This is a genomic window from Vibrio sp. 10N.222.48.A3 (genome assembly GCF_041475345.1).
GTDB lineage: Bacteria > Pseudomonadota > Gammaproteobacteria > Enterobacterales > Vibrionaceae > Vibrio > Vibrio tasmaniensis_A.
Window position 1 is genome coordinate 1 of the sequence record NZ_JBFRVX010001631.1, and the last position, 291, is coordinate 291.

General features: G+C 38.5%; 1 protein-coding gene. It reads right to left on the minus strand.

What is annotated here, in order from left to right; genetic code table 11:
- Positions 1-111: 111 nt before the first annotated feature.
- The coding region (locus tag AB4653_RS28150) for an MlaA family lipoprotein (protein ID WP_372105923.1) at positions 112-291 on the minus strand (180 nt) is incomplete at its 5' end.

A 291-nucleotide genomic window follows, 5' to 3' on the forward strand; every position in this document is an offset into this window, starting at 1 on the left:
ACTTACCTTCTTACCGAAAGGTAGAAAAGTAGAAAAGTAGAAAACATTAAAAAGGCTCGATGTTGAATTAACATCGAGCCTTTCTCTTATCTGCTTATCTAAGCTTTGTATTTAGTAATCTTCGAGATACTCATCAATGAAATCTTCCTCCTCAAGATCAACCTCTTCTGGCTCGATCTCAGCTTTAAAATCTTGACGTTGGATGTAAATATCACGAGTCAAAGCATATGGATCTGGAGAGTCATCTAATAAGGCTTCTTGCGAGGCCAACTGAGCACGTGTTTCCATACC